The sequence below is a fragment of the Paenibacillus ihuae genome, assembly GCF_001368795.1.
GTDB lineage: Bacteria > Bacillota > Bacilli > Paenibacillales > Paenibacillaceae > Paenibacillus_AQ > Paenibacillus_AQ ihuae.
On the sequence record NZ_LN831198.1, the window covers coordinates 2,681,066 to 2,684,322 of the forward strand.

The 3,257-nt window shown below is 36.4% G+C and carries 5 protein-coding genes; 3 read left to right on the plus strand and 2 right to left on the minus strand.

Annotated features, from left to right (window positions below; genetic code table 11):
- Positions 1-45 precede the first annotated feature (45 nt).
- Complete coding sequence (locus AQR02_RS12155; protein ID WP_245237357.1) at positions 46-324, minus strand: helix-turn-helix domain-containing protein; 279 nt, start codon at positions 322-324, stop codon at positions 46-48.
- Positions 325-491: 167 nt separating this feature from the next.
- On the opposite strand from AQR02_RS12155, the gene AQR02_RS12160 reads away from it, so the two are divergent.
- Positions 492-848 carry a hypothetical protein gene (locus AQR02_RS12160; protein WP_209444152.1) on the plus strand — a complete coding sequence of 119 codons (357 nt, stop codon included), beginning with the start codon at positions 492-494 and terminating at the stop codon, positions 846-848.
- Positions 849-853: 5 nt separating this feature from the next.
- On the opposite strand, the gene AQR02_RS35555 is transcribed toward AQR02_RS12160, so the two are convergent.
- A complete protein-coding gene (locus AQR02_RS35555; RefSeq protein WP_054940724.1) occupies positions 854-1,066 on the minus strand; it encodes a helix-turn-helix domain-containing protein in 213 nt (70 codons plus the stop codon).
- Positions 1,067-1,249: 183 nt separating this feature from the next.
- Here AQR02_RS35555 and AQR02_RS12170 point away from each other — a divergent pair, with 183 nt between their 5' ends.
- A complete protein-coding gene (locus AQR02_RS12170) occupies positions 1,250-1,939 on the plus strand; it encodes a TnsA endonuclease N-terminal domain-containing protein (protein ID WP_054940725.1) in 690 nt (229 codons plus the stop codon).
- Positions 1,932-3,257: hypothetical protein (locus AQR02_RS12175; RefSeq protein ID WP_159067756.1), on the plus strand; the 1,326-nt coding region annotated here is incomplete at its 3' end. The genes AQR02_RS12170 and AQR02_RS12175, both read left to right, overlap by 8 nt.

The following is a 3,257-nucleotide window of genomic DNA, read 5'->3' on the forward strand; positions in this document are numbered from 1 at the left end:
CCTCCAAGCAAATGGAGTGCGGTTTATTTATGACATGCGATCGGTTTATTTTTCGAAAAACTCATCTAGCATGATTTGGACCTTTCGAAGATCTCTTTTTTTTAAGGAAACTAAGGTTTGGAAGATTTGATTCAACAATTCGTCCTTTTCATTCAAAGCGGACTGTTGATATTTCGTATACATAAACAAATCCATAATCTGAACATCAAGAGCATCGGCGATCTTCAGTAGATTCACTAACGTAATGTTTTTCTCTGCTCGCTCAACGCCACCAATATAAGAAAAATGAAAGCCAGCTTTCTCAGCGAGTTGCTCTTGAGACAATCCTTTTTGCTTTCTAAGATCGCGGATTCTTTGACCTATTTTTTTAGTGCTGAAATTTCCATTATCACACCTCTAATTGTAAGTGTAAACAATGGAGCAAAGGCGATACATGTATGTATAAATATCATTTTAGTTATTTGATATGTATACGTATCATTTTTAAATAAATGGTAATAGTGATTATTGAGGTGATTGAATTGGCAAATACTGAGTATCCATACTCTTTAGGACTTGCTACTGTTACGCCATTTGGTTTGAAATTTAAGGAACAATTTTACTCGAACACAAACATGATAAAACATGGATGGTTTGAGCTGGCAGAGCAAGATGAGGGATGGCAAATTCCAATATTTTACGATCCTAAGGATGTATCTAGAATCATGTTAATTGATATTGATTCTATAAGGAGTGCTTTCCCAATAGAAGTTGTGAGCCGAAAGATAGACCCAGAGATGAAGGAACTCTATTTTTCAGCTATTGAGTCTTTGAAGAAACGAATACGACAAAACAAAAACAAATTATAAAAAACCTATGGTATTAGATCATGAACAGAAACATCTAGTGATTCTGCGATCTGATATAGATAATGGATTCGAATAAGATGGCGCCCGGCTTCTATATTGGTTATAGAAGGCCTTGAGATATGAACAAGTACAGCTAGATCTTCTTGAGTCATGCATCGTTCTTCTCTTTTCTTTTTAATACGTTCACCTATGATTTTATAATATATAAACTCGTTCATGAAATTACTCCTCTCTTAATCTATTAAGAATAGTATTACCAATAAGAGAGTAAATTAGTATTTTTGAAGCGAAGAATAAAATGTTGTTTATAATCTGAACATTCGGAAATAAAGAATGCCAAGAAGCAAAGGGACTCTAATAGTTGATTATTTTCAAAAAGAATTGAGTGGATGTGATTCTGTATGGATAATATCTTGATTCCATATTCTCCAATCGTCATGCCAAGAAGCAAGAGATACGGTAACAATTACTGGGGTATGATAGGCCCCAAAGTTGGCGACCGGGATGTTACCTTATATAGCGACTTAGAATTTGATCACTGGGTGACCGTTGAAACAGATCCTAAGGTAAAAACATATTGTGAACAACCACTGGAGATTACTTATGTTTTGAATGGCAAACGTCATCGAACTATTTTTGATATGAACCTTCATAAAGATGGATCTGAGCTTTTTGTGGAAGTTAAATATGAGAAAGAACTTCATCCGAGTAATCGGAACTACGACCGTGTTATGAGGCAAATTGAAGCTCAAAAAGAATGGTGTAGGCTTAATGGAAAACTCCATGAAGTGAGGACAGAGAAAGCCATTCGTTCTGGTAGATATTCCATTGAAAATAGAATCAAAATCTTAGCTAGTGTAATTAATCACAAATCTCCAAAATTTATTGAACAAGTATCCAAATCTCTCGACTACACGAAAAGAACGATGAAAGACATTTGCTATGAATTATCTGAAACATGTAGTTCATATGAGGTTTTTCTTTCTTGTCATTGGTTGTACTACAAAGGGATAATCACTGCCGATATTGATTCTAAAATTTGGAACTATGAAATGGAGGTCTGGAAGCTTGAGCAGATGTCGATTGTTTGAGAAAGACGGTTACTTGCAGGAACAAATCAATCCTGATCTTTGGCCAAGTGTAGATCATTCCAAATTATCTGAAATAGAGAAGCAAAGGTACATAAATCGAAGAAATGCAATCGTTATGTATTTTAAACGAATCGATATGGAAGAAATCCGACTATCTACTAATATAAGCCCTCAGAATCTAAGAAGGTTAGTAAAACGATGCATAGACCTAGATGAAAATGGGGTCGTATGGGGATTTCGTGCATTGATTCCGTACAAAAAAGTTAAGGTATACCGGCTTGATGTTCTGAAGGAAGATAGAAATGAATCGAGAAAAACAGGGGAATTCAATCTGCTGTTAGAGACTCATCCTGATCTCGAAGATTTAATAACAGACTTATATTTGGGAACCCATCGTCGAACGCTTGAACCTGCCATGAAACCTTTGAATATTCACAAAAAATTTATTGATCAATGCCGGAATAAGGGAATTCCTTTAACGCAATATCCTTTTAATACTAAAAACATGGGTAGAAAAGCTTTACAACGTTTCCTAAATCGCCTTGGATATCTTCACTTTGGCAAGGAAAATAGACGCTATGGACAAGAGGCTCAGACTCGAGCCAAACATACCGGTGAAGGTGAACAGAATCATCCTTCAACTTTACACCCCTACCAGAAAGTACAATTTGATGCTCATCGCATAGATGGTTTTTTCATTGTTGAATTAATAACCCCAGAAGGTGATTTAGTATCAGTAACTCTGGATCGATTTTGGATACTTACATTAATTGATGTTGCCACTCGTAATGTTTTGGGGTATTCGATAAGTTTAAGCAAGGAGTACAGTGCGAGTGATGTTATGGTATGTTTTCGCAATTCGGTCATACCTCATGAAAAAATAAAAATCACAATCGATGGAATGAAATACTCAGAGGTTGGTGGATTCCCATCCGAAGTTTACCCACACTATACTTCCTGGGCTGTGTGGGATGTGATTTGTTTTGATAACGCTAAGTCTCATCTTGCAAATTTGGTAAAGGACCGTTTAAAGAATCTGATTGGGTGCGCTACTAATCTTGGACCAGTTGCACTCCCAATGAGAAGAGGAATTATTGAGCGTTTTTTCAAAACACTTGAGGAGACAGGCTTTCACCGGCTGCCGAACACAACTGGAAGCAATCCTGATGATCCAAGAAGAAAGAACCCTGAGAAGAACGCAATTAGATATCATATGACCTTCGAACATTTGAAGCAACTCATTGATGTTATGATTTCTGATTACAATGGAACACCACATGGAGGGATTTATCACCAATCCCCATTAGAACTACTTGGT